Origin of the sequence: Embleya australiensis, assembly GCF_051903075.1 — a bacterium.
Lineage (GTDB): Bacteria > Actinomycetota > Actinomycetes > Streptomycetales > Streptomycetaceae > Embleya.
In genome coordinates, this window is sequence record NZ_CP182422.1 from 5,620,176 (window position 1) to 5,645,811 (window position 25,636).

General features: G+C 71.3%; 17 protein-coding genes. 16 read left to right on the forward strand and 1 reads right to left on the reverse strand.

All coding sequences use genetic code 11. The features are described from left to right. The first annotated feature begins 118 nt into the window (after positions 1–118). From ACMXN5_RS24370 to ACMXN5_RS24425, 12 genes are all read left to right on the forward strand, one after another. On the forward strand, positions 119–2,395 hold the full coding sequence (locus ACMXN5_RS24370; RefSeq protein WP_439676984.1) for a hypothetical protein: 2,277 nt from the start codon (positions 119–121) through the stop codon (positions 2,393–2,395). Further along, complete coding sequence (locus ACMXN5_RS24375) at positions 2,392–3,366, forward strand: sortase (RefSeq protein ID WP_439676985.1); 975 nt, start codon at positions 2,392–2,394, stop codon at positions 3,364–3,366. The genes ACMXN5_RS24370 and ACMXN5_RS24375 overlap by 4 nt, the downstream gene beginning before the upstream one ends. Positions 3,367–3,542: 176 nt before the next feature. After that, complete coding sequence (locus ACMXN5_RS24380) at positions 3,543–4,259, forward strand: phosphate ABC transporter ATP-binding protein (protein WP_439678067.1); 717 nt, start codon at positions 3,543–3,545, stop codon at positions 4,257–4,259. Then, the gene (locus ACMXN5_RS24385) at positions 4,237–4,623 is read left to right on the forward strand and encodes a hypothetical protein (RefSeq protein WP_078974919.1); all 387 of its coding nucleotides are present in this window, start codon (positions 4,237–4,239) and stop codon (positions 4,621–4,623) included. The genes ACMXN5_RS24380 and ACMXN5_RS24385 overlap by 23 nt, the downstream gene beginning before the upstream one ends. 144 nt (positions 4,624–4,767) lie before the next feature. After that, positions 4,768–5,781, forward strand: coding sequence for a MerR family transcriptional regulator (locus tag ACMXN5_RS24390; RefSeq protein ID WP_439676986.1), 1,014 nt, complete (start codon positions 4,768–4,770; stop codon positions 5,779–5,781). Positions 5,782–5,822: 41 nt separating this feature from the next. Further along, a complete protein-coding gene (locus ACMXN5_RS24395) occupies positions 5,823–7,862 on the forward strand; it encodes a 3' terminal RNA ribose 2'-O-methyltransferase Hen1 (protein WP_439676987.1) in 2,040 nt (679 codons plus the stop codon). After that, complete coding sequence (locus ACMXN5_RS24400) at positions 7,859–10,459, forward strand: polynucleotide kinase-phosphatase (protein ID WP_439676988.1); 2,601 nt, start codon at positions 7,859–7,861, stop codon at positions 10,457–10,459. The genes ACMXN5_RS24395 and ACMXN5_RS24400 overlap by 4 nt, the downstream gene beginning before the upstream one ends. A gap of 278 nt (positions 10,460–10,737) precedes the next feature. Further along, on the forward strand, positions 10,738–12,174 hold the full coding sequence (locus ACMXN5_RS24405) for an APC family permease (RefSeq protein ID WP_439676989.1): 1,437 nt from the start codon (positions 10,738–10,740) through the stop codon (positions 12,172–12,174). Between the two features lie 121 nt (positions 12,175–12,295). Beyond that, on the forward strand, positions 12,296–13,522 hold the full coding sequence (locus tag ACMXN5_RS24410) for an arginine deiminase (protein WP_439676990.1): 1,227 nt from the start codon (positions 12,296–12,298) through the stop codon (positions 13,520–13,522). A gap of 141 nt (positions 13,523–13,663) precedes the next feature. Continuing rightward, a complete protein-coding gene (gene argF, locus ACMXN5_RS24415; protein WP_439676991.1) occupies positions 13,664–14,665 on the forward strand; it encodes an ornithine carbamoyltransferase in 1,002 nt (333 codons plus the stop codon). Between the two features lie 153 nt (positions 14,666–14,818). Next, the gene (gene arcC, locus ACMXN5_RS24420) at positions 14,819–15,754 is read left to right on the forward strand and encodes a carbamate kinase (protein ID WP_439676992.1); all 936 of its coding nucleotides are present in this window, start codon (positions 14,819–14,821) and stop codon (positions 15,752–15,754) included. Positions 15,755–15,990: 236 nt separating this feature from the next. Continuing rightward, positions 15,991–17,046 carry a hypothetical protein gene (locus ACMXN5_RS24425; RefSeq protein ID WP_439676993.1) on the forward strand — a complete coding sequence of 352 codons (1,056 nt, stop codon included), beginning with the start codon at positions 15,991–15,993 and terminating at the stop codon, positions 17,044–17,046. Between the two features lie 839 nt (positions 17,047–17,885). On the opposite strand, the gene ACMXN5_RS24430 is transcribed toward ACMXN5_RS24425, so the two are convergent. Further along, positions 17,886–19,208 carry a TerD family protein gene (locus ACMXN5_RS24430; protein ID WP_439676994.1) on the reverse strand — a complete coding sequence of 441 codons (1,323 nt, stop codon included), beginning with the start codon at positions 19,206–19,208 and terminating at the stop codon, positions 17,886–17,888. 299 nt (positions 19,209–19,507) lie between these two features. Here ACMXN5_RS24430 and ACMXN5_RS24435 point away from each other — a divergent pair, with 299 nt between their 5' ends. The 4 genes from ACMXN5_RS24435 to ACMXN5_RS24450 all read left to right on the forward strand — a co-directional run bounded on the left by ACMXN5_RS24435 (position 19,508) and on the right by ACMXN5_RS24450 (position 25,560). Then, positions 19,508–20,362 carry an ABC transporter permease gene (locus ACMXN5_RS24435; RefSeq protein ID WP_439676995.1) on the forward strand — a complete coding sequence of 285 codons (855 nt, stop codon included), beginning with the start codon at positions 19,508–19,510 and terminating at the stop codon, positions 20,360–20,362. Next, complete coding sequence (locus ACMXN5_RS24440; protein WP_439676996.1) at positions 20,355–21,164, forward strand: ABC transporter permease; 810 nt, start codon at positions 20,355–20,357, stop codon at positions 21,162–21,164. Before ACMXN5_RS24435 ends, ACMXN5_RS24440 begins: the two co-directional genes overlap by 8 nt. 20 nt (positions 21,165–21,184) lie before the next feature. Continuing rightward, the gene (locus ACMXN5_RS24445; protein WP_439678069.1) at positions 21,185–22,150 is read left to right on the forward strand and encodes an ABC transporter ATP-binding protein; all 966 of its coding nucleotides are present in this window, start codon (positions 21,185–21,187) and stop codon (positions 22,148–22,150) included. A 194-nt stretch (positions 22,151–22,344) separates the two neighbouring features. Then, positions 22,345–25,560, forward strand: coding sequence for a hypothetical protein (locus ACMXN5_RS24450; protein WP_439676997.1), 3,216 nt, complete (start codon positions 22,345–22,347; stop codon positions 25,558–25,560). Positions 25,561–25,636 lie beyond the last annotated feature (76 nt).

Genomic DNA, 25,636 nt, shown 5'->3' on the forward strand with positions numbered 1-25,636 from the left:
GTCGGTTTCCGCTCCCCTCGCGCCGCCGCGCCGCGCGAGGATCGGCGCGGGTCGTTCTCGCCGGGGGGAATCGGCGGGGGAACCGTCCTCGAACGGGGGCGAGGGAAGTGGGGTTGCCGTGAGCGGCATCGAGCGTTCCACCGCTTCGCCGGGCCGCGCGTTGTCCGTCGCCGGTGTCATCGCGCTGTGCGTCGCGCTGCTCGCGGGGTGGCTGGGTGTGGTCGCCGGGACGGCCGGCGCGGCCGAGCCCGCCGCCCGCCCGGCGGTGACGGTGTCGCAGAGCACCAACCTCGTCAACCAGCGCATCCTGGTCAAGTGGACCGGCTTCACCCTGGCCGCCGGTACCAACAGCATCGTCGTGATGCAGTGCAAGGGCACCACGCCCCGGCCTCGGGACTGCTGGTCGCCGACCTACACGGACAACGGCGTCTTCCAGCAACCCGACGGCAATCCGCCGATCCTCGCCACCAAGCAGACCGGAGTGCCCACCCGCGCGGACGGATCCGGAGAGGCGTGGCTCCAGGTCAGGCCCGCGCTGCGACTGCCACAACTGGGTTGCTCGGACCGACAGGCGTGTTCGGTCGTGGCCTTCGTGATGCCCGCGGCGGGCAGTACCGCCACCTCCTTCCAGCCGAAGCCGCACATCGATCTGGGCGTCCAGTACCAGATCACCGACACCGAGATGGCGCTGGCCTTCGCCGCCGGACAGGCGGCTGTGACGCCGCTGTCGTTCATCCCCGCGCCCGACGCGTGTCCGGGCATGGAACACCCGGACCTGTCGGTCAGCGGCACCGGCGAGTTCTCCCAGGCCGGTGCCTCGTGGGTGTTCGGGCTGTGCGGGGCGCGGACCAACCCCGTGAACATGACGGTCAGTTCCGGCTCCGGCCCCAACGCTCGCGAGGTCTTCCTCCGGGACGGAGCCGACATCGGTGTCACCCAGCAGCCCATCGGCGGCGCGCTCGACCAGGCTCGCCCGGTGGGATTGACCGGCACCCGCGACAAGGACAAGACGGTGTACGCGCCGCTGACCAACGGTGCGCTGGCGATCGCCTTCAACATCGACGACTCCAGTACCCACGAGCCGATCACGTCGATGAGCCTGACCCCGCGCCTGGTCGCGAAAATGATCACCGGGGCCTACACCACGGGGCCGCGTGGGCCGGGCGCGATCATCAAGGTCTACGACGACCCCGAGTTCAAGGCCATCAACCAGCCGCACGAATGGCCCGTCGCCGACCGCAGTCCGATCCTGCGCGGCGTCCAGGACGACATGATCTGGGCACTCACCGCCTGGCTCGCCGCCGACCCGGAAACGGCCACATGGCTCTCGGGGACACCGGATGCCGGCGGCATCGTGTGCCCGCCGGAGTGGCGCGTCGGCGCGGCGACGTACCCGCTGGCGGTGTACACCAACCGCTTGGAGAACCAGTCCAACGTGAACGTGCCGCAGACGGTGTACGAGGACATCGTCAACCGCCTGGGCAACGCGGTGCCGATGAACCGCACCGTGGGCGACTTCGGGCCCAAGGACGACGGTCAGGACGCCTTCGGTTCGCACACCGTGATGGCCGTGACCTCGGTCGAGGCGGCCCTGCGCATGGGTACGCCGGTCGCCAAGCTCCGCAACGCCGCGGGCAACTTCGTGGACCCGACCGACCCCGCGACCGTGCGCGCCGGAATCGCCGCCGCCAAGCCGGGCCCGGACGGGGCGACGCTGACCAACGACTACCGCAGCACCGCCGCGAACGCCTATCCGCTCACCGCCACCGACGTGGCGATGGTCTCCACCGACAAGCTCACCGCCGCCAAGGCCGCCAAGATCGACACCTTCCTCGCCTACGCGGCGACCACCGGGCAGACGCAGACGGGCACCTTCCAGCCCGGCGCGCTGCCGCCCGGCTACACCCCGCTCACCGACGCGCAGAAGCAGCAGATCGCGGACGCCCGCAAGAAGATCGCCGACGCGCCCAAGTGGACCGGGGAAACCCCGCCGCCCACCAACCCGCCCGTGAACGGAAACACCGACAAGAACACCGGTACCTCCGCGGGCACCAGTGCCGGCAACACCGGCATCCCGAACACCCCGGTCACCGGCGACCCCGGCGCCTCGCCCTCGGCCGCGCCGTCGACCGCCGCGCCCTCCACCGCACCGGTGGGTGCCGCCGCGCCGCCGACCGACAAGGGGCCGTTCCCGAAGGTCGCCAGCGTGATCAAGGACGCGCTCGACGGCGACGGGTCCGCGATCGTACTGCTCGTACTGATGTGCGTGAGCGCGGGCGCGCTCGTCGCCTGCCCCGTACTGCTCTCCCTCGGACACAAACGCCGCACCGGCAACTGGCCACCACCGGTGGCCGCCGTCCTGCGCCTGATCGGTCGCCAGGGAGTGCCCGCATGACCGCCGACACCTTCTCCAAGGCCCCCGCGACTGCGCCGGCGACCGCCCTCGCGACCGCACCCGCACCCGCGAGCGCGACCGCACCCGCAGGTGCCGGCGCCGGCGGGCAACCGCCGGCGACCGCGGGCGGGGCCCGCGCGAGCAGGGCCGACCCGTACACCGTCGCGGGCGCCGCGGTCGCGCTGCTCGCGCTGCTCATCGCGGGCTTCGTCGGCTACGTGTACGTCGTCTCCGACATCCAACAGGCCCGCGACCAAAGCATCCTGGCCGACCGACTCTCCGACGAGCTCTACCGCGACGTCGCCCCTCTCGGCGGCACCATCGCCAAGGGCAGGCCGGTGGCGATGTTGCGGATCCCCGCGATCGGCCTGCGCCAGGTCGTGGTCGAGGGCACCACCGCCGACTCGCTCGCCAAGGGCCCCGGACACCTGCGGACCAGCGGCCTGCCCGGGCAGGGCGGGCACAGCGTGATCATGGGCCGCGCGTACAGCTTCGGCGGCCCGTTCCACGACCTCGACGACCTGCGCGTCGGCCAGCGCATCGAGGCGACCACCCAGCAGGGCGATTTCACCTACAAGGTGATCGAGCGCAGGCACATCGCCAACGGCAAGGACGACGTGCTCGCCCCCGGCCGGGAGAACCGACTGGTGCTGATCACCGCCGACTCGTGGATCCGCCCCGGCGGCCGCACGGTGGTCGTCGCCGAACTACAGGGCGCCCCCAAGGCCCAGGAGGGCCGGCGTCCGCAAGGTCTACGCGCGGACGAGAAGGGCACCGGCGGCTACGCGAACGCCGGCGTGCGACTGCTCCTGTGGGCGCAGGCGTTCACCATCGTGGTCGCCGTCCTGGTCTGGGCCCTGCGCCGTCACCCCGATCGCCGAGTCACGCTCCTGCTCGGCACCCCGGTCGTGCTCGCCGTCGTGTGGGCACTGTACGAATCCGCCGCACGCATACTCCCGGCGACGCTCTGACGCCGGTTCCCGTCCCACTCCACACCCCGGAGGCTCCGCACGTGACCAGCCCGGACAGCGGTGCGACGACTCTCGCTCCCGCAGCCGAGACCCAGCCTTTACCGGCTCAATCCGCCGGCGGGCGTGGCTCGACGCTCACCGCGGAGACCGTCAGCGCCTGGTTCGGCACCCACAAGGTGCTCGAACGTGTCGACCTCGTGATGGCGGCCAACTCCGTCACGGCCCTGATCGGGCCGTCCGGCTGCGGCAAATCCACGTTCCTGCGCATCCTCAACCGGATGCACGAACTGGTACCCAGCGCCCAACTCGCGGGCCGGGTCCTGCTCGACGGCGAGGACATCTACGACTCCGCCCGCCGGCCGATCGAGACCCGGCGCCGGGTCGGGATGGTCTTCCAAAAGCCCAACCCGTTCCCGGCGATGTCCATCTACGACAACGTGGTCGCCGGCCTCAAGCTGACCGGCGTGCGCAACACGGACAAGGACGCCGTCGTGGAATCCTCGCTGACCCGGGCCGGCCTGTGGACGGAGGTGCGCAACCGACTCAGGCAACCCGGCGGCGCGCTGTCGGGAGGCCAGCAGCAACGTCTCTGCATCGCCCGTTCGCTCGCGGTCGACCCCGACGTGCTGCTCATGGACGAGCCGTGCTCGGCCCTGGACCCGACCTCCACCAGGCGGATCGAGGACACCATCGGCGAGTTGCGCGACCAGGTCACCATCGTCATCGTCACGCACAACATGCAACAGGCCCAACGTGTATCCGACCACTGTGCGTTCTTCCTCGCGGCGGAGAACACCCCCGGCCACATCGTCGAGGCCGGACCCACCACCGCGATCTTCGGTGCCCCCCGCGACCCCCGGACGGCCGACTATGTCGCCGGTCGCTTCGGATGAGTCGCAGGCCCCGGACGGTACGCCGGAACGGCACGCGCGCTACGACGTCCACCTGGACGCCGAGCAGCACGTGCGGTGGCGGCTCATCGCCCCGAACGGCCGCGTGCTCGCGCGGTCCGCTCGGGGCCATGTCACGGCGGGGGCCTGCCGCATCGAGCTGGACCGGCTGCGTCGCCGGGTCGTGGACCTGGTGCCCGTCATCGGACGGGCGACGGGGGCACCGGGCTGGTTCTGGAGCGTTGCTCTCGAACCCAGCGCCCCCGTCGCGTTGTCGGCCCGTACCTACGAGCGCCTGGAGAGTTGCCAGGTGTCCTACGAGAGATTCGTCCGCCTGCTGACCGTCACCGAGCCCGACGACTGGTGACCCGGGCCGCGCGCCCGCCGCGATGGCACCGCCGCGATCGCACCGATCGTGGCGGTGCGCACCCGCGGCGCACGCGCCCGACCCGGGGCGGTGGACCCTCCCGTCACGGGAGGGGGCACCGTGGTCGGCCGGGAGGTGATGAGGATGTTCCTCGGCATCGGAGACTTCGCTCGCGCCACGGGCCTGACCGTCAAGGCCCTGCGCTGGTACGACGAACAGGGCGTATTGGTGCCCGCCGACGTACACCCGGGCACGCGGTATCGCCGCTACTCGGTCGGCCAACTCGAACAGGCGGGCGTGGTCCGCGCACTCCGGGCGGCGGGGGTGCCACTCGCGGAGGTACGGATCGCGGTGGCCGCCGGCGGCTCCCCGCAGCAGGCCCTGCACACCCGTCGCGAGGCGGTGCGTGTCGAACGGGCGCGCGAGGACCGGGCACTTGCGGCGGCCGAGCGCGTGCTCGCCGGCACGGAGGCGCGCTACGACGTGCGGTTGCGGCTCACCCGGGCGCAGGCGTGGGTGGGCGTCGTCGAGTACATCGCGACGCCCGGGGGTGGCCCGGAGCCGGCAGGTGGAGGTACGGCTTCAGGCGCGGTGGTCGCGGGGGCGGAGCCGGCAGGTGGGCGTGCGGGCTCACGCGCGGTGGTCGCAGGCGCAGGTGGTGCGGGCTCGGGCGCGGTGGTCGCGGGGGCGGACGGGACAGTCGTGGACGCCGATGTCGCGGTCGAGGAGGCCCTGTTCGACCTGTACGCGAGTCTCGCGGCGGACGGAATCACCCCGAGCGGCCCCTTCTGGCTGGACCTGGGCCGACCCGCCGCGGACGCCGGCACCGAGGTCGCGCTGTGCCTGCCGCTGTCCGCGCCGGCGCCCGAGGGCTGGTCCGTTCCGGGCAGGCGGACGGTCGCCGGCCTGCGCCCGGCCGGTCGCGAGCTCGCCACCGACCATCCCGTCACCGACAACGACCCCGACGACGACACCGCCGTGCATCCGGCGTTCGCCGCCCTCGTTCGCGCCGCCGCCGAACGGGGCCTGCCGATCGACCTGGGCACGCTGCGACAACACTGCCCGCGCGAGGTGCCGGGCGCGCCCGGATCCGGGACGTCCGGGACGGCGGTGGAACTGTCCGTGGCGGTCGAGGGCACGCACCCTTCGGGCGAATAAAGGATCGTCGGCGCCGGTACATCTGACACATAATCGGTCCGGTGTTCCTGACCATCGCAACCACGCATCGACCTGCCACCGACCTCGGCTTCCTGCTGCACAAGCATCCCGGGAAGGCCCAGCGGTTCAGCACCACCTATGGCGACGCCCACGTCTTCTACCCCGAGGCGGACGAGACACGCTGCACCGCGGCGCTGCTGCTCGACGTCGACCCGATCGCGCTCACGCGCGGGGTCAAGCGGGGCAAGGGAGCCAAGGGCTCGCCCGACCTCACGCTCGCGCAGTACGTCAACGACCGGCCCTACGCCGCCTCGTCGTTGCTCGCGGTCGCGCTCGGCACGGTCTTTCGCACCGCGATGCAGGGGCGCTGCGACGCGCGCCCCGAACTGCCCGCGATGGCACTGCCGCTGGAGATCGAGGTGCCCGCGCTTTCCGCGCGCGGTGGCGCGGAGATGGTCCGGCGGCTGTTCGAGCCGCTGGGGTGGCAGGTACGGACCGAGACCGTGCCGCTGGACGCGGGCTTCCCGGAGTGGGGCGAATCGCGTTACGTGCGGCTGGCGTTGACCGGCACCATGCCGCTCGCGGAGGCGCTGCGACAGTTGTACGTGCTCCTCCCGGTGCTGGACAACGCGAAGCACTACTGGGTCGCGCCGGACGAGGTGGACAAACTGCTCCGCGCCGGCGAGGGTTGGCTGGCCGCGCACCCGGACCGTGACGTGATCGCGAGCCGGTACCTCGCGCGCCGAGCCACCCTCACCCGCAGCGCGATCGAACGACTGGCCGAAATCGACGAGACCGCACCGGAAGACCTCGACAACGCGATACCGGACGAGCCGGACGAGGACCAGGCACCGGGATCGGGGCCTGCGGTCGCGACTGACGACGCAGCGCGCGCAGCGGTCGCGAGCGCCGGCGCTGCGCCTGCGCCTGCGGGCGTCACGCACGCGCCTGCGACCGGTACGCCGGCGCCCGCGACCGCTGCGTCCGTGCCCGCGACCTCGGGCATTGCGCCCGCGGGTGCGGGCGAGACCTCGGGCATCGCGCCTGCGGGTGCGCCTGCGGCGGGTGTGTCCGTACCTGCGGCGTCGAACGTTGCGCCTGCGGGTGCGGATGAGGGTGCGTCTGAGACGGCGGGTGCTGCGCCTGCGGGTGCGCCTGAGAGCCTGGGCGTCGTGTCTGCGGGTGTGCCTGCGGCGGGTGCGTCCGTGTCCGCGGCGTCGAACGTTGCGCCTGCGGGTGCGCTTGCGGCCTCGGGCGTTGCGTCCGTGCCCGCGACCGGTGTCGTGTCGTCTGCGGCCGGGACCCCCGTCCCTGCGGACGCGTCTGCGGGCGAGGTCGCCGGCGGGGCCGGCATCTCGCTTGCCCGGCAGCGGCGGGATGCGATTCTGGAGGCATTGCGGGCGGCCGGCGCCGAACGGGTGCTCGACCTCGGGTGCGGCGACGGCAAGTTGATCGGAGCCCTGCTCAGGGAACCGCGTTTTCGCGAGATCGTCGGCGTCGACGTGTCCGTCCGCGCGCTCACCATCGCCGAGCGCAAGCTCAAGCTCGCCCGGATGTCGGAGCGGCAGCGCGATCGGGTGCGCCTGATCCAGGGCGCGCTGACCTACACCGACAAGCGGCTCGTGGGCTACGACGCCGCAGTGCTGTGCGAGGTGATCGAGCACTTGGACGAACCGCGTCTGCCCGCCCTCGAGTACGCGGTACTGGGCGCGGCCCGACCCGCGACCGTCGTGGTCACCACGCCCAACGTCGAGTACAACGTCCGCTACGCGCCCGAGGAACCGGGCGGCCACGGCCTCGCCGCCGGCGCCATGCGCCACGGCGACCACCGCTTCGAATGGGACCGCGCGACGTTTCGTGCCTGGGCCGAACGGGCGGCGGCGACCTACGGCTACGCGACGCGCTTCGAACCGGTCGGCGAGGTCGACCCCGAGGTCGGCCCCTCCACCCAGATGGTGGTGTTCTCCCGTACCGACGCCGGCGCGGGCACGATCACCCACACCGGCGACACCCCCGCGACCACCGACGCCCCCACCACCACCACCCCCACCGACGACGAAGGCACCGGAGCGACGGCATGACCCACGACGCGAGCGCCCGCCGCGCACTGACCATGCCCGACCTGTGTCTGGTGGTCCTGATCGGCACCACCGGCGCGGGCAAGTCCACGTTCGCCCGCACCCACTTCAAGCACACCCAGGTCCTCTCCTCCGACTACTTCCGCGGCCTGGTCGCCGACGACGAGAACGACCAGTCGGCCTCCGGCGACGCGTTCGAACTGCTGCACCACGTCGCCCGCATGCGCCTCGCCTCCGGCCGGTTGACCGTGGTGGACGCGACCAACGTGCAGCGCGAGGCCCGGGCGCAACTGGTCCGGATCGCCCGCGACCACGACGTGTTCCCGATCGCGATCGTGCTGGACATACCCCAGGACGAATGCCAGGCGCGCAATGCCGAGCGCCCGGACCGCATGCACCTGCCCCCGCAGGTGATCCAGCGCCAGCACCGCGACATGCGCCGCTCGCTGCGCGGTCTCCAGCGCGAGGGCTTTCGCCGGGTGCACGTGCTCTCCGGCACCGACGAGGTCGCGCGCGCCGAGATCGTCCACGAGCGCCGCTACAACGACCTGCGACACCTGACCGGCCCGTTCGACGTGATCGGCGACATCCACGGCTGCCGGGCCGAATTGGAGTCGCTGCTGGTCGAACTCGGATACACGCTCACCCGCGACGAAGCCGGGCGGCCGGTCGACGCGGCGCACCCCGAGGGCCGCACCGCCGTGTTCGTCGGCGACCTGGTCGACCGCGGGCCGGACACGCCCGGTGTACTGCGCCTGGTGATGGGCATGGTCGGCGCCGGACACGCCCTGTGCGTGCCGGGCAACCACGAGAACAAGCTGGTGCGCGCGCTCAAGGGCCGCCAGGTCAAGACCACCCACGGCCTCGCCGAATCGCTCGAACAACTGGCCGCGGAGAGCGAGGAGTTCCGCACCGAGGTGGTCGACTTCTGCGAATCCCTGGTCAGCCACTACGTACTCGACGGGGGCCGGCTCGTGGTGTGCCACGCCGGCCTGCCGGAGAAGTACCACGGCCGGATGTCCGGGCGGGTGCGCAGCTTCGCGCTGTACGGCGACACCACCGGCGAGACCGACGAGTACGGCCTGCCGGTGCGCTACCCGTGGGCCGACGAGTACCGCGGCAAGGCCACCGTGGTCTACGGTCACACGCCCACGCCGCGCGCCGTGTGGGTGAACAACACGATCTGCCTGGACACCGGCGCGGTGTTCGGCGGCGAGTTGACCGCGCTGCGCTGGCCGGAGCGCGAACTGGTCGCGGTACCGGCCGAACAGGTCTGGTACGAGCCGGTGCGACCGCTCGTCTCCGCCGCTCCCGGCGGTCGCGACGGGCGCGCCCTCGACCTCGGCGACGTGCTGGACCTGGCCCCCGGCGGGGTCGGTCGCTGGCACATCGAGACCGCCGGCGCGGGCCTGGTGACGGTGCGCCAGGAGAACGCGGCCGCGGCCCTCGAGGTGATGAGCCGGTTCGCCATCGACCCGCGCTGGCTGGTCTACCTGCCGCCGACGATGGCGCCCTGCGCCACGAGCACGCTGCCCGGTCTGCTCGAACACCCGGCCGAGGCGTTCGCCCAGTTCCGCGCGGACGGCGTCACCCGGGTGATCTGCGAGGAGAAGCACATGGGCTCGCGTGCGATCGCCCTGGTGTGCCGGGACGAGGCCGTCGCACGCGAGGTGTTCGGCGTGGACGAGGGGATGGGCGCGGGCGCGGTGTGGACCCGCACCGGCCGCGGTTTCTTCCCCGACCGAGCCACCACCGACGGCTTCCTCGACCGCGTGCGCGGGGCGGTCGACGCGGCGGGCCTGTGGGCCGAACTGGACACCGACTGGTTGCTGTTCGACGCCGAGTTGATGCCCTGGTCGGCCAAGGCGCAGGAGCTGCTGCGGCAGCAGTACGCGTCGGTGGGTGCGGCCGCGACCGCCGCGCTGCCGGTCGCCGGCGCCGCGCTGGCGCGTGCACTCGAACGCGGTATCGACGTCGGGGACCTGGCCGACCGGATCGCCGGACGCACGGCCAACGCCCGCGCGTTCGTGGACGCTTACGGCCGGTACTGCTGGCCCACCGACGGCCTGACCGGGCTGCGCTTCGCCCCGTTCCAGGTGCTCGCCGGCCGTGGCGGCTCCTACCTGGGTCGTGACCACGAGTGGCATCTCGCGCTCGCCGACCGGCTGGTCGCGGCCGACCCCTCGGGGCTGCTCGCGCCCACCGGGCGACTGATCGTGGACGTCACCGACGAGGAGCAGGTCGCGGCCGGCATCGCCTGGTGGACCGAACTGACCTCCACCGGAGGCGAGGGCATGGTGGTCAAGCCGCTCGCGGGCGAGGCCGACCGGGTCGCCAACCGGCGCGTGCAGCCCGGGGTCAAGTGCCGCGGACCGGAGTACCTGCGGATCATCTACGGCGCCGACTACACCGAACCGGTGAACCTCGACCGGTTGCGTGATCGCGGCCTCGGCCACAAGCGCTCGATGGCACTGCGCGAGCACGCGCTGGGCGCGGAGGCGCTGGTGCGGCTCGTGTCCGGCGAGGCGCTGTGGCGTGTGCACGAGGCGGTCTTCGCCGTACTCGCGCTCGAATCGGAACCGGTGGACCCGCGACTCTGAGTCCACGTCACCTGTTCGCACCAAGGGCGGCATCCGCGGAAACACGGATGCCGCCCTTTTTGTATGTGAATGCCGTCAACTTCGGGTATGTCGCTTAAAAGCCATGTGCCGATCGCGGCGGGTCGAAGGTCCCGGGTCGATTGGTCCGAGCGTCGCCGCAGGTGGGGACCTGTGTCGGAGGTCGGGGACCCGGGTCCGGGTGCAGGATCCGAATGTGGCGGAAAAACGGCGTCGAACACACTCGACGCCGGGCCGCCTCGACACACGGAGGAGCAGCGATGAGCCACGCGGTGGAACCCAAGGCTCCGACGGTCACATCGGCGCCCCCACCTGCGGTGGACGACCCCGATCCGGCACAGGGCACCCTCGGTCTGCCGCAGGCGACCGCGCTGGTGATCGGCGGCGTGGTGGGCACCGGGATTTTCCTGTTGCCGGCCACGCTCGCCAAGTACGGCACCATCAGCATCCTCGCCTTCGGCCTGGTCACCATCGGCGCGCTGGCGATCGCCGCGATCTTCGGCAAACTCGGCGCCCGCGTCCCCGCGGCCGGCGGCCCGTACGCCTATGCCCGCGAGGCGTTCGGCGAGTTCCCGGGCTTCCTGAATGCGTGGTCCTTCTGGATCACCGCGTGGGCCGGCAACGCGGGCATCGCGGTGGCCTGGGTCGGCTACGTCAACTACTTCCTGCACTGGGACTCCAGACCGGGCAAGATCGCGATCGCGCTCGTCGGCCTGTGGATCCCGGCCCTGATCAACCTGTCCGGCGTCAAGAACATGGGGCTGTTCCAGGTCGTCACCACCGTGCTCAAGTTCGTCCCGCTGATGTTCGTCGCCATCGTCGGCCTGTTCTTCATCGACAACGCCAACTTCGGCCCGTTCAACGCGAGCGGCAAGAGCTTCCTCGGCGCCCTCCAGGTCTCCGCCGCGCTGGTGGTGTTCGCCTACTCGGGCATCGAGGCCGCCTCGGTCGCCGCGGCGAAGGTCAAGGACCCCCGGCGCAACATCGGCAGGGCCTCGATCCTCGGCACGCTCGCCTGCGCCGGGGTGTACATGCTGAGCACGATCGCGGTGATGGGCAACGTGCCGCACGGCGAACTCGTCGACTCCTCGGCCCCGTTCTCCGACGCGCTGAACAACATGTTCGGCGGGAGCGTCTGGGGCGGCCTGATGGCCGCGATGGCGATCGTCTCCGGGATCGGTGCGCTCAACGGCTGGACCATGCTGTGCGCGGAGATGCCCTACGCCGCGGCCAGGGACGGCATGTTCCCCCGCCCGTTCGCCGAGGTCAACCGGGCAGGGGTGCCCGCGTTCGGGATCCTCGTCGCGACGGTCCTGACCTCGGTCGTGGTCGCGGTGAACTACCTGTGGTCCGAGGACGCGTTCGAGACGATCCTGCTGCTCGCCACCGTCACCACCGTGATTCCGTACCTGTTCTCCGCGTCGGCACAACTGTTCTGGCTGGTCACCCGCGAGCGCCCGGTCTCTCGCGCGGCGCTGGCCAAGGACCTGGTCATCGCGGTCGTGGGCTTCGTGTTCACGCTGTGGATGGTCTACGGCGCGGGCTCCGACGCGGTGCTCAAGAGCCTGATCATGCTGCTGCTCGGCATCCCGGTCTACATCTGGGTCAAGGCCGCGCGCGGCGAGTACGGCCCCGGCGGCGCCGAGGCGCCACCCACCGAGCCGGCGGACATCACCGTCGACATGCGCGGGCACTAGCGCGGTGCGCGCCCGGCACGCGCATCGTGTCCCCACGAACCGGAAACACCATCCGCAAGCCTGTCCGGTCCCGACGACCGGCACGCACATCGCAGTTCGCAACGGTCAGGAGGACCATTCCATGGGGTTCCACGTCGAGTCGGAGACCGGTCGTCTCAAGCAGGTGATCCTGCACCGTCCGGACCTGGAGATGAAGCGGCTGACCCCGACGAACAAGGACGAACTCCTGTTCGACGACGTCCTGTGGGTCAAGCGGGCCCGCGAGGAGCACGACGCCTTCGCGGACGCGCTGCGCGATCGGGGCATCCGCGTACACCTGTTCACCGACCTGCTGCGCGAGACCCTCGCGAGCGAGCCGCCGGCGAAGAAGATGGTCCTGGACCGGGTCTTCGACGAACGCGAGTTCGGCCTGCTCGCGGTGGATGAACTGCGCGGCCTGTTCGAGGGCTTCGACGTCAACGAACTGGTGCGCTACCTGGTCGGCGGGATCACCAAGCGGGAGATCCTGGAGTACATGGAGGAGCCGCACAGCGTCGCGTTCCACACCATGGACGTGGACGACTTCGTGCTCAAGCCGCTGCCCAACCACATCTTCACCCGCGACACCTCGTGCTGGGTCTACGACGGCGTCGCGGTGAACGCGATGACGATGCCCGCCCGCCGGCGCGAGACGGTGCACTTCGAGGCGATCTACACCTACCACCCGAACTTCGCCAAGGGTGACTTCAACGTGTGGAACCCCGGCCAGAACAGCTTCCCCGCGACGATGGAGGGCGGCGACGTCCTGGTCATCGGCAACGGCGCGGTACTGGTCGGCATGAGCGAGCGCACCACCCCGCAGGGCGTCGAGGCGCTGGCGCGAGCACTCTTCAAGCACGGCTCCGCGACCAAGGTGGTGGCGCTGAGCATGCCGAAGAAGCGCGCGTTCATGCACCTCGACACGGTGATGACGATGCTCGACGGCGAGACGTTCACCAAGTACGCGGGCATGGGCATGCTGCCCTCGTACACGATCGAACCGGGTGACCACGAGGAGGCGCTCAAGGTCACCGACCACCCCGCCGACGACATGCACAAGGCGATCGCGAGCGCGCTGGACCTGTCCGACATCCGGGTCCTGGCCGCCACCCAGGACGTGCGCTCGGCCGAGCGCGAGCAGTGGGACGACGGGTGCAACGTACTGGCCGTGGAGCCCGGCGTGGTCTTCGCCTACGAACGCAACGTCACCACGAACACCTTCCTGCGCAAGAACGGCATCGAGGTGGTCACCATTCGCGGCAGCGAACTCGGCCGCGGTCGCGGCGGACCGCGCTGCATGAGTTGTCCCGTCGAGCGCGAGGCCGTCTAACCTGGCGGTTTGCCGATCCGTGCGGCCGTCGTCCGACCGTCGTGCACCCGCGTCCGATCCGTCGAACCTCCGTGTCCGACGGCTCCCCGACCCCCGAGCCCCCGGATCCCCCGATCCCCGTTCGAAGAGAAGCCCGGAGCCATGGCCTTCAATCTGCGTCACCGCAACTTCCTCAAGGAATTGGACTTCACGCCCAAGGAGTTCAATCACCTGCTCGACCTCGCCGCGGACCTGAAGGCCGCGAAGTACGCGGGCATCGAGCAAAAGCGCCTCGTCGGCAAGAACATCGCGCTGATCTTCGAGAAGACCTCGACCCGCACGCGGTGCGCGTTCGAGGTCGCCGCGTACGACCAGGGCGCGGGCGTGACCTACCTTGACCCGGGCGGCTCGCAGATCGGCCACAAGGAGTCGATGAAGGACACCGCGCGGGTGCTCGGCCGGATGTACGACGGCATCGAATACCGAGGCAGCAAGCAGGAGTACGTCGAGGAACTCGGCAAGTACGCGGGCGTGCCCGTGTGGAACGGCCTGACCGACGAGTGGCACCCCACGCAGATGCTCGCGGACATGCTCACGATGCGCGAACACTCGGACAAGCCGCTGCACCGCGTCTCGTTCGCCTACCTCGGCGACGCCCGCAACAACATGGGCAACTCGCTGCTGATCACCGCCGCGATGCTGGGCATGGACGTACGCATGGTGGCGCCCGAGGCGCTGTGGAACCACCCGGAGATCGTCGACAAGGCCAAGGAGATCGCGGTCGGGACCGGGGCCACGATCACCTACACCACCGACGTCGCCGAAGGCGTCAAGGGCGTGGACTTCCTCTACACCGACGTGTGGGTGTCCATGGGCGAGCCCAAGGAGGTCTGGGACACCCGGATCGCGCAACTCAAGGCGTACCAGGTCAACATGGATGTGGTGAAGGCGACCGGGAACCCCAAGGTCAAGTTCATGCACTGCCTCCCCGCCTTCCACGACCGCAACACCGCGGTCGGTCGGGACATCTTCGAAAAGACCGGCATGGAGGCGCTGGAGGTCACCGACGAGGTCTTCGAATCGGAGTTCTCGATCGTCTTCGACGAGGCCGAGAACCGCCTGCACACGATCAAGGCCGTCATGGTCGCCACCCTCGGCGACTGACACGCGGCAGGAGGATCGGCGCGGCCCGGGCACCGGACCACCGGTACCCGGGCCGCGCGTGGTTGCGGAACACCCCATTCATCCCGCTTTGCCGCGACGATGTGATCGGCCGATCGCCGTTCGCGATCGTCGCCCGGACCGAAGGGATCCACCATGCGCGTCGTCGTCGCCCTCGGCGGAAACGCGATGCTTCAGCGCGGGGACAAGCCCGACGCCGACATCCAACTGCACAACATCCAAAAGGCGGTCAAGTCGCTGGCCCCGTTGGCGCGCGAGCACGAACTGGTGGTGACCCACGGTAACGGTCCCCAGGTCGGCGTACTGGCCCTGCAATCCGCCGCCGACCAGTCACTCACCCAGCCCTACCCGTTCGACGTGCTGGGCGCGATGACCCAGGGCATGATCGGCTACTGGCTGCTCCAGTCGCTGCAGAACGCGTTGCCCGGCCGTCAGGTGTGCTCACTGATCAACCAGACCCTCGTCTCCACCGCCGACCCCGCCTTCCAGGACCCGACCAAGTTCGTCGGCCCCGTCTACGAGGAGGACGAGGCCAAACGGCTCGCGCACGAGCGCGGCTGGATCGTCAAGCAGGACGGCAAGTGGTGGCGCCGCGTGGTGCCCTCGCCCAAACCCGCGCGCGTGGTGGAGACCCGGCTGATCCGGCAACTGCTCGCCTCCGGCGCGGTCGCGGTGTGTGCGGGCGGCGGCGGCGTGCCCGTGGTGCGCAACGAACTCGGCCAACTCACCGGCGTCGAGGCCGTGGTGGACAAGGACCTCACCGCGGCGCTGCTCGCCGAAGCCCTCGACGCCGACGCGCTGCTGCTGCTCACGGACGTGCCCCGGGTGATGCGCGGATTCGGGCAGCCCGACGCGCAGGAGATCGCCAACGCCACGCCCATGCAACTGCGCGACGGCGACTTCCCGGCCGGGTCGATGGGGCCCAAGGTCGACGCCATCTGCCGGTTCGTCGAGATGACCGGTGACATGGCGGCGATCGGCGCTTTGGATCAGGCCGCCGAGATCCTGCGGGGCAATGCCGGGACGATCGTCACGCCGAGCGGCAAGTATCCGGAGACCAGCCTGCTCTGACGGGGGTTCGGGGGTTGGTGCTCGGAGGTGGGCGCTCGGTGCCTGGTTTTCGGTACCGGATGTTCGGCGCACTGCGGTCGCTGGTGGGCGGTCGCCGGTCGGTCGTCGGCGCGGACGACCGGGGTGGTTCGGGCCGCGGCGGGCCCGCGGGAACGCGGGTTCGCCGACGATCTTTTCGAGCGCGGATCGGTAAAGGGTCTGGTCCGATCGACCCGTGTGCTGTGACCATGTCGAGCATGGCCGTCTCCGTGATGCCTGCCGCCGACACACTCGCTCGAACGCTGCTCGCCGCCCGAGGCGCCGAGTGGGGGGACTGGTCCGTCGAAGCCCTCCAGGAGACCGCCGGGCGACTCGGCTGGGAGACTCGCCGGGACGGGGACGGGCGCCTGGTGATCGAGACCGGTATTCCCGGACTGCTGTGCCGGGGCGATCCCGGTGAGCACGCCGAGGGAGCGCCGTGCGTACGTCTCACCGCTCCGCTGCCGGTCCGCGTGGATCCGCCGCCGCCGACGCCGGGCCTGCAGGGCCCCGTGGTGCCGGGCCAGTACGCCTACGGCGGCGGAGGCGGGATCGGCGCCTGGGGCACGGTGCCGTATGTCCGCGACCGCGGGCGGGAGTTGGACGCCGCGCACACCCGGCTCGGCGCGGCGCTCACCGCGACCCTGGGGCCGGCGCCCTGGCGTGGCGGGCCGGCCGCGTGGTTGCGGTGGCGGTCGCGCCGGATCACCCTGCGGCTCTCGCGCGACGACGCGAACGAGGCGCTGGTGATGGAGTTGTTCCCCACCCGCGCCGGCGAGGCCTTCGAACGACGCGGATTCGAGCGCGCGCAATCGCTCGCCGGACTGCCGTACATCTGGTGCGTCAGCCGGCCCGACATGAGCCTGGCCGAGCTGTTCCTGCCGTTCGGGCCCGACCCGCGCGACTGGGCCGACTTTTGCGACGCGCTTCCGCGCGTACTGTCCTCGCTGGTGGTGGACATGCCACTGGTCGGATGGGTGGAACCGGTGCTGCTGGTCTTGGGCGACGTCGCCGAACCCGCGCACACGGCCGAGATCCGGGTCGGACAGGACCGGCTCGAACTCGGCAACATGCCGGGCAACGGACGCCAGGTCTGGCTGCGCCCCGGCGCCGAACACGCGGTCGAGGCCGCCGAGTCGATCCTGGAGGCATTCGCCCACTGGGGCATAGACGGCGTCCGCAGGCTCCGCACCCGGGCCTGGACATCCGGCGGATACGTCGACCTGCCGGGCATCGGCGTACGCCCGGAGGGAACTCACCCGGACGACGCATGAGCGGGCACGGGGCGGGCGGCCGGGCGTAGGGCGACTGCGCGCCGGCCGCAGGCGCCGAATGGCCGCACGGGAGGCGCCCGCATGGGCGTAGGGCAACTGCACCGGCTGCAAGCGCCGAATCGGCTGCACCCGGGGGGCGCCTGCGTGGGCGTAGAGGTGCGCCCGCGACCGCGGCCATGCCCGCAACTGCGCTTGCACTTGCGGGCGTCCCCGCGTCGGTGAACGCGACCGCGCCCAACGCCCGCGCGCGACCACCAAGCCGCCCGCGACCGGCAATGCGCCCGCGACAGGCGACTCGCTCGCGACCACCAACTCGCCCGCAACCGGCGACTCGCCCGTGACCGCCGATGTGCCCTCCCGGTGACCGCGCCCGACGTCCGCGTGCCTGCGCCTTCCGGGGCCTGCGCCTGCGCCTGCCGTGATCGCACTGGCAATCGTGACGGTGCCTGCGCCCGCGACTGCCGTGATGGCACTTGCGACCGTGACGATGCCTTGCGCCCGCGACTACCCGTGATCACCCTCGCGACCGGAAGGGTGCCCGCGCCTGCACCTGCGACCGAACGCTCCTGCGACCACCGGCGCGCCTTGGCCTCGGCCGCCGCGAATCCACGCCCGCGACCACATTCGTACGCCTGCGCCCGCGACCGAGTGCATACTCGCGAGCGCTCCCGTGCGCCTGCGGCCGCAATCGCGACAGAAGCCGCACCTGCGACCGCTTTCCCCGCCCGTGCGCCTGCGACAGAGTCCATGCCTGTGAACCACCCGCGCCCGCGCCCGCGGTCGCACCCGCACCCGCGCCCGCGACGTGCGCGAGCCTGGGCGCGGGTGTCGGCTTCGCGTCAGTCCTTCGTGCCCGCCCGCCACTGCAGGCCCCAGCCGTACGCCTGGTCGACCTTCTCCTGGTTGCCCTTGATGTAGCGCACCTCGCGCTGGATCGTCAGATCCCCACCCTGGTTCTGCACCAGCGCGATCGCGCACGACCGCGCCGCGCCGCCGGTCTCGTCGAGCCGGATCTCCAGCTCGGGTCCGGTCGCCGGCGTCACCGTCACCACCGCCTGTGCGTCGTCGAACGTCACACCCTTGTAGATGAACGCGAAGATCAACAGGCGCTTGAAGCTGCTCTTGTGATCGAGGTTGATGAACAGGTTCTCGCCGGCGGCATTGGCGCCCGTGCGGTCGTCGCCGTCGAGGTACACGTACGGGGGCGAGTCGGCCGAGCCGAACGAGTTGCCGAGCGCCTGCACGATCCCCTTCCTGCCGTCGGACAGCTCCCACAGGCAGCACAGGTCGAGGTCCGTCGGCCCCATCAACCGCTTGAGCATGCCGCGCCCGGGAGCGGCCTGAACCCAGTTCAGGTTCACCCGCATCCGACTCCCGGTGATGCCCTCCTTGCTCAGCGAGACCATCGGCGACGCCTTGGTCAACGTCACCTTGCTCAGCCGCACCGGCGGCCGGGCCGGGTTGCTCGGGGCCGGCGACTGCCGGGTGACGGGCGGCGGCGTGGAGGCGGGCCGCGGCGCCGGCTCCGGCTCCGGCTTGCGGACGTTCAGCCGGGGCGGAGCCGGCTGCTGCACCGGCGGCGGAGGAGGCGGCGGCGGCGCCTGCACCCGCGGGGGAGCGGGCGGCGTCGGCGGGGCGGTCACCGAGATGCCGAAGTCGGTGGCGAGCCCTTCCAGACCGGTCGAGTAGCCCTGCCCGATCGCCCGGAACTTCCAGGCCCCGCCCCGGCGATACAACTCGCCCGCGAGCATGGCGGTCTCCACGGTCGCGTTCGCGATGTCGAACCGGACCAGGTCCGCCTCGGCCCCGGGGTCGCTCACCAGCAGGTGCAGATCCCGGATGCCCGCGAAGGTGCCGTTGTGCGCCGACGCCGCGAGCACCACCCGATCCACACTCGCCGGAATCGACCCGAGATCGATCTCCAGCGCGTCCCGAGACCAGGTCCCCTCGTCCTTCCCGACGTGTCGCACCGCGCCGGACGGATGGGCCGGCTGGTTGTAGAACACGAAGTCGGCGTCACTCGCGACGCGACCGGACGCACCCAACAACAGCGCCGACGCGTCCAGACCGGGTGTACCCGGCCCCGGCCGCCAGACGAGGACCGCGCGCACCTTCGCGGGGGTCACCGGCGTGTTCTGTCCCTTGCCCAACTGCTGCACCATGGACACGATCGTCACACGAGTGTGCTCATCGGTTCATCCCTTGGCGCGAAAAAATCGGGTGCCCACTCGTACGGGTGAGTAAAACCTGGGTGAAACGTACCTGCGTGTCCGCTATTCTTGCTCGCCTTGCCCGGGGTGTTGCGGGCCGGAGTCGGCGTTCGTCACGCATCAGACTCGGCGCAACGAAACCAAGAGTGAGCATCCCCACGCCTCCGACCGAGGTCACTCCGGTATGCCCGGACTCGCGTGCCTGTTCGGCCCCGCCGACGCCGCACGCCGCCCGGGGAAGGGATTTCACCATGTCGTTCGTTTCCGCGCGCCCGCTGCGGCCCGACCGTCCGCCCGATCGCCGGGCCCGCGTGTACCGCTTCGGTGCGCTGTTCGGCGCGGGCTTTCGCCGCTGGTCCACGTACCGCCAAGCGGCGCTCGCCGGACTGTTCACCAACATCGTCTTCGGTGTGATGATCTACTCGCTGCTGCGCGCCCTGGCCGACGACGGCCGCCGGCCGGGCGGCTACGACACCACCCAACTCGCCACCTACGTCTGGGTCGGCCAGGGCATCCTCAGCGTCGTCCACGTGTGGTCCTGGAACGAACTCGCCGACCGCGTCCGCAGCGGTGACGTGACCGCCGATCTGCTGCGCCCCATCGACCCCTTCGAAGCGTTCCTGGCCGCCGACCTCGGGCGCGCCGCCTACGCGGTCCTCGCCCGCATGGTCGTCCCCGTCCTCGCCGGCGGCCTGATGTTCACCCTGTACGTGCCGCATCGCGTCTACACGGTGCCGCTGTTCGTCATCTCGCTGACCCTGGGCACGGTGCTCAGCTTCGGCCTGCGCTATCTGGTCAACCTCGGCGCGTTCTGGCTCCTCGACGCGCGCGGGCTGAGTGCGGTGTGGTTGCTCGCCTCCGGGGTGTTCGCGGGCACCTTCTTCCCGCTGCGCTTCCTGCCCGAGTGGGCGCAGGTGGTGTTGTGGTTCGGCACCCCGTTCCCCGGGTTGTTCCAGATCCCGCTCGACGTGCTGGTCGAACGTCCCGGCCCCGCACAGCAGATCGGCAGCGTCGTCCTGCAACTGGCGTGGGTCGCGATCCTGATCCCGCTCGTGTCGCGCGTGCAGCGCGCCGCCACCGACAGGCTGGTGATCCAGGGTGGCTGAGTCGGGAGTCGGACAGGCGTACGCGCGCCTGGTGCGGGCCCAGATCCGCAGTCAGACCCAGTACCGGTTGTCGTTCGGCATCGATGTCGCGTCCTGCGCGCTCGGCACGCTCGTCGAAGCCGCGGTGGTCCTGGTGGTGTTCCGCGTCTCGCCGACGGTCGGCGGATTCGGGCTGCGCGAGGTGTTGGTGATGTCCGCGCTCGCGGCCTTCGCGTTCGACCTCGCGGACCTGCTGGTGGGTAACATCGAACGCTTGTCCACCTACGTCCGCAAGGGCACGCTCGACACCATCCTCATCCGCCCGCTGCGGGTGCTGCCGCAACTGCTCGCCACCGACTTCGCGTTGCGCCGCGTCGGGCGTGTGGCGCAGTCGTCGGTGCTGCTGGTGGCAGTCCTCGTATACGCCGACATCGACTGGACACCGGCGCGCGTGCTGATGCTCGCGCTCACCCCGCTCGCGGGCTGCGCGCTGTTCGCGGCGGTGTTCCTGCTGGGCGCCTGCGTCGCGTTCTGGTTCGTCGAATCCGGTGAGATCGCGAACGCGTTCACCTACGGCGGCAAGGAGTTCGCCCGCTATCCGGCGACGATCTACCCGGGGGTGCTGCGCCGGGTGTTCGGGTACGGGGTCGGCCTCGCACTCGTCGGCTATCAGCCCGCGCTGTTCCTGACGGGGCACGCGGATCCGCTCGGCGGGCCGAACTGGCTCGCCTGGTCCTCTCCGGCCGCCGCCGCGCTCGCCTGGGCGATCGCGCTGCTGGTGTGGCGGACGGGGATTCGGCACTACAGGAGTACGGGATCGTGATCGACACCGCGACCGAGACGATGATCGATACCGACACGGTGATCGAAGTGCGCGACCTGCGCAAGGAATTCACGATCAAGCGCAAGATCGGCCGGGTACGGCGGGAAACGCGGACGGTGTCCGCGGTCGACGGCGTCGCACTGAGCATCGCCCGGGGCGAGATGGTCGGCTACATCGGACCCAACGGGGCCGGCAAGTCGACCACGCTCAAGATGATGACCGGCATCCTGACCCCGACCTCGGGCCACATCCGCGTCTGCGGACTGGAGCCGGTGCCCCGCCGGCGCCGGCTCGCCCGCCGGATCGGGGTGGTCTTCGGGCAGCGCTCGCAACTGTGGTGGGACCTGCCGCTGCGCGAGTCGTTCCGGCTGTTGGGCGCGGTGTACACGGTGCCGCGCGTCGAACACGAGGCCCGGCTGAAGCGATGCCGGGCGATGCTGGAACTGGACGAGTTCATGGACACGCCGGTGCGTCAACTCTCCCTCGGGCAGCGCATGCGCGGCGAGATCACCGCGGCGCTCCTGCACGGACCCGACGTGCTGTTCCTGGACGAGCCGACGATCGGACTCGACGTGGTCAGCAAGCAGTCGCTGCGCGCGTTTCTGGCGGACATCGGCGCCGGCGGGGAGGTGACGACCGTGCTCACCACCCACGACCTCGCCGACATCGAACACCTGTGCCGACGCCTGATCGTGATCGACCGGGGGCATGTGGTCCACGACGGCACGCTGGAAGCCCTGCACGCGCGCTACGGCTCGCGCCGGCGAGTGGTGGTCGATCTGGACGAGGCGCGCGAGCTGGACGTGCGCATGCCGGGGGTCACGGTCGAGGGCGTCGAGGCGGACGGTCGCCGGGTCACCTTCGCGCTGGACGGGGTGCCTGCGGGGGAGTTGATCGCCAGGATCGCGCGCGACGGTGGGTTGCGGGACGTGTCCGTGCGCGAGCCGACGATCGAGGAGGTGGTGGCGCGGTTGTATCGCGGGTGACGGGGCGTGTCGGGTGCCTGGGGAGCGGGCCCGGGCGGTGGTTCCGGAAGCGGCCGCCGGCGGTGCGTGCGCCGATCGACGCGCCGTGGCCCGGGTGGGTTCCGGAACGGCGGGCACCGAGCCCCGGTTTGAGGGATTGCCCGCTGCGGGCGTGTGCCGTCCGGGAGGAGAGTCTTCCTCAGGGAGGACGGGACATGGCGCATGGTGAGGGGGAGGTCGTCGGTGCCGCGCTGCTGCGCTGGGCGGACGGGCGGTTTCCGTTGCCGGCCGATCCGGGGCATCGCTGGTACACCGCTCGCGGGGGCGTCGTCGCGGCCTTGGCCGGGGCCGCGGTAACCCTGCGGGCGGCGGATCCCGACGCGAAGGCGACGGGGTGGGTGGGCGACGCCGACCCGGATCAGTTGCGGATCCTCGCCGCTGCGTCCGCCCGTCCTCCCGTCCTTGTGGTGGTGGGCGCGGCCGGGACGGGCAAGACCAGGACCGCCGCGATGATCATCCGGCGGGAGATCGACACCGGCGGTTCGGTGCTCGTGGTGACGCGACAGCGCTATGGCGTACGGCGGTTGTGGGCGGAACTCGCCGACGTCGGGGTCGGGGCACGGGTGCCACTCGCGGGTGCGGGTGCGGGTGCGGGTGCGGGTGCGGGTGCGGGCGGGAGGCGGGGCGCGAGCGAGGGGGCGGGTGCGGACGACGGCGCGGTGTTGGATCGGCACAGGCGTGCCATGGTCGAGCCGTTCGGCGCCTGGGGGCTGACCCTGCGCGAGATTCAGGACCACCTCGTCGGACGGGCGCCGTGGACCGGGCCCGTACTCGATCCCCGGTGTGCGGCGGAACTCGATCCACGCGAAGCCCGGCGGCTCGGGCGCGACCTCGAACGTTTCGCGCACGCGGGCGGCCTGCGCGACGGCGTCTGGCACGGGGTACGGATCGACACTCCCGAGCAGGCGCGTGCCACGGTCGGCGAACTCGCCGAGTTGCGTGCCCGCTTCCGGGAGATCCGGGCGGCCGCGGGGCAGGCCCGACTGCATCCCGATCGGCCCGAACCGCGCGATCCGGCCGAGTGGGCCGCGTGTCTGGCCCTCGTCAAGCGGGTGCGAGAGTTCTCGGTCGTCATCGATCCGGGAATCCTTGCCGGGCCGTATTCGATCCGACAATTGCTGGCGGCCACGCACTGGTACGGCCGTCCCGCCGTCCGCCGCCATCTGCGCGAGCACACCCGCTTTCCCATCGATCGGGGCGGGATGCGGCTCGCGCTGGCGGAGGCACGGGCGCTGCGTCGGCTCTTCCGGGAGCAGCCGGGCGGACTGCCCGAGGCAGCGTTCCTGCGCGCGATGGTGCCGGCGTGGGCCGACTCGGAGCACCAACGGCAGGCGTTCGCGGCGTACACCGAAACCCTGTTCCCGATCCTGGGCCTGGCAGTCGACACCTCATTGCCCGACATCGCGGCCCACCTCGACCGGTTCGCCCGGTCGATCTCGGCGGAGGGCGTGTCGCCGGAGGTGCTCGCGGACCGCTGTCGCTCGTACGCCCGCCTGGCGACCGCCGGCCTCGCCCCGCTCGTCGCGAGCCTGACGGCGCGGACGGTGCCGGCGGACGAGGTCGCGGACGAGTACGAGAGATTCCTGTACGCCTCACTCGCACACGCCGCGACCGCCGGCGACCCCGGCGGAGTGGTGGGCCTGCAGGCGCACGCGCATCGGTATCGGATACAAGCGGCGGCGACTGCGAGCGCGGGTGGACCCGGGGCGGTCGCACTCTCGGGTGGGTTGACGTGGTCGCAGGCGATGCCGGCAAGCGTGCCGGTGCACGTGATGTCGCCGCATGCGGCGCGGCAGTTGCCGGATGGCGTGCACTTCGACCTGGTGGTGGTGGACGACGCGGGGACAGTGAGCGAACGAGACGCGATCCCGGCGCTGTTGCGGGCGGATCGGGTCGTCGTGATCGGCGACCCCCTGGGGCCGGGGCTCGGCGATCCGGACGGCCCGGTCGAACCCGGCGACCCCGGTTCAGAAGGCGACCTGCGGTCGGTGCTCGCGTCGGTGAGCCGGTTCGTCGAGCCGATCCGGATCGGCTACCCGCACCGTGCCCTCGACGAACGGCTCGCGGTGCCTTCGGGCGGGGCGACCGCCGCCGAACTCCCGGGCGTGCACGGGGAGGTGGCCGTGCGGCACATCGTGTCGGTAGAGGACGATGTCGCGGCGGTGGTCGAGACGGTGCGGGAGTACCGGGCACGCCATCCCGACGAGAGCGTTGCCGTCGTCACCCTGGGTGGGTCGCAGGCGCGCCGGATCCAGGCCGCACTGCCGGCGGGGCACTCGGGCCCGGACCTCGTGGTGGGTCGCGCGGCGGCCCTTCATGGGGGTGAGTGGGACACGGTGCTCCTCAGCGTCGGGGCGAAGCGGGATCGAGAGGGTCGGCTGATCCATCGATTCGGCGCGGCGACCATGCCCGGTGGGGACGCACTCGTGGCGTCGGCGGTGTCCCGTGCACGCCGGCGACTGATCGTGGTGACCGCCTTCGAGGCGAGCGAACTCGACCCGACCCGACTGCGCGCACGCGGTGCACGGATGTTGCGAACGGTGCTACGGCACGCGGCCTCAAACGACTGCGGGTGCGGGTGCGGCCGTGGGAGATCCGAGGGCGAGGCAGCGGTCGCGAGGGCGCCGGTGCGTGTGGAGGCGGTCGCGGGTGTGCGGCCCGGCGGGAACAGGCGCGACGTCGACGGCCCGGACGTGTTTCATGCGGACGTGCTCGATCGGCTGAGGGAGGCCGGTCTCGACCCGATGTACGAGTTCGGGGGACCTGCGGGTGTCGTGATTGCGCTCCCCGACCGTCCGGCGGACCTGGGTGCGGGGGTCGGGGCGTGCGCCTGCGAGCGAGTGGGGGTGGATGCCGTTGTCGATGGGCGCGGAAGCCGCGACCGACATCCGACCGCAGCCACCAGCGCATCTTCCACAGCCCCGCCCGCCCCCGCAGCTCCGCCCGCACCCGCAGCTCCGCCCGCGCCCGCAGGCCCGCCTGCGGGCGCCGGCGGCTGCCTCGGAGCCCGCATCGGCGACACCCCTCATGTGGATGAGGACGCGGTCGAGGCCGCGCGCGCCGGCGCGCCGGTGTCCGCAGGCGCAGGCGCAGACTCGGTGACATCGACGAACGCAGTCGCAGGGTGCAGACGGCGCTCGCGACGGATGCTCGTCGCGATCGAGACGGATCGCAGCACGGTCTACCTCGCGACGCCCTCCGCGCGCGAGCGCGAGTGGCTGCGGACAGCCCGCCTGGAGCGGCGTGGTTGGACTGTGTACCGCCTCTGGAGCGGGGACTGGATTCGCGACCCGGACAAGCAGATTCGCGACATCGTGGCGCTTCACCGGTCGACGGCGGAGGCCGTGCGGATGGCTGCGACAAAGGAGTGACACCGACGTTCGACCCGGCGCGTCCCCCTCCTCCCGATTCGTGAGCCCGCACGATGTGATGTGAGGCATACGCGGA

What these genes read in the sequence shown, in the direction of transcription:
- ACMXN5_RS24375 (WP_439676985.1), top strand. Translation starts at nt 2,392, where the DNA reads ATGACCGCCGACACCTTCTCCAAGGCCCCCGCGACTGCGCCGGCGACC.
- ACMXN5_RS24385 (WP_078974919.1), top strand. Translation starts at nt 4,237, where the DNA reads ATGTCGCCGGTCGCTTCGGATGAGTCGCAGGCCCCGGACGGTACGCCG.
- ACMXN5_RS24390 (WP_439676986.1), top strand. Translation starts at nt 4,768, where the DNA reads ATGTTCCTCGGCATCGGAGACTTCGCTCGCGCCACGGGCCTGACCGTC.
- ACMXN5_RS24400 (WP_439676988.1), top strand. Translation starts at nt 7,859, where the DNA reads ATGACCCACGACGCGAGCGCCCGCCGCGCACTGACCATGCCCGACCTG.
- ACMXN5_RS24405 (WP_439676989.1), top strand. Translation starts at nt 10,738, where the DNA reads ATGAGCCACGCGGTGGAACCCAAGGCTCCGACGGTCACATCGGCGCCC.
- ACMXN5_RS24410 (WP_439676990.1), top strand. Translation starts at nt 12,296, where the DNA reads ATGGGGTTCCACGTCGAGTCGGAGACCGGTCGTCTCAAGCAGGTGATC.
- argF (WP_439676991.1), top strand. Translation starts at nt 13,664, where the DNA reads ATGGCCTTCAATCTGCGTCACCGCAACTTCCTCAAGGAATTGGACTTC.
- arcC (WP_439676992.1), top strand. Translation starts at nt 14,819, where the DNA reads ATGCGCGTCGTCGTCGCCCTCGGCGGAAACGCGATGCTTCAGCGCGGG.
- ACMXN5_RS24425 (WP_439676993.1), top strand. Translation starts at nt 15,991, where the DNA reads ATGGCCGTCTCCGTGATGCCTGCCGCCGACACACTCGCTCGAACGCTG.
- ACMXN5_RS24430 (WP_439676994.1), bottom strand. Translation starts at nt 19,208, where the DNA reads ATGGTGCAGCAGTTGGGCAAGGGACAGAACACGCCGGTGACCCCCGCG.
- ACMXN5_RS24435 (WP_439676995.1), top strand. Translation starts at nt 19,508, where the DNA reads ATGTCGTTCGTTTCCGCGCGCCCGCTGCGGCCCGACCGTCCGCCCGAT.
- ACMXN5_RS24445 (WP_439678069.1), top strand. Translation starts at nt 21,185, where the DNA reads ATGATCGATACCGACACGGTGATCGAAGTGCGCGACCTGCGCAAGGAA.
- ACMXN5_RS24450 (WP_439676997.1), top strand. Translation starts at nt 22,345, where the DNA reads ATGGCGCATGGTGAGGGGGAGGTCGTCGGTGCCGCGCTGCTGCGCTGG.